Annotated in this window: 1 pseudogene; it reads right to left on the reverse strand. The window is 58.2% G+C overall.

From position 1 onward, the window contains the following. Nucleotides 1-443, reverse strand: a pseudogene (locus tag ACTHUR_RS21095) (amidase); the annotation flags it as partial.

Here is a 443-nt window from a genome sequence, read left to right on the forward strand (position 1 = left end):
GCGACGTATAACCGACGTATTGCAGCGTCGTGGCGGCTTCTTTTTCTAAAAACGGGTTGTTTTTCAACAGAAAACCCAAGCGCAGCGTGCCAAACAGCAGGCGCATGGCTTTTTGTGCGGCGGGCGGCGGCATCATCTCGCCGATTTTCGGCGTGGTGCGCGGGCAGACGGGCGTCATTAACACGTCGTAGCGTGTGAAAAATGCTTTGGCGGCACGTTCCTGCGCCAGCATCACGTCGCGCGCCCATGCCATTTCGCCCGCACTGATTTGCCACCCCTGCACAATCATTGCCCACGTTGTCGACTCAAGCAGGCGGGGCGGCGGTTTTTGCCCAGTTTCGTATTGATAGTGGTAGAACAGTTTTGCCGTTGCGCCCATGACGATGATGCGGGCGGCTCGGTTTAATTGTTCGGGCGGCGCGAAATCGGGCGTGGCTTCTCCC

The organism is Neisseria sp. P0021.S007 (genome assembly GCF_051956855.1).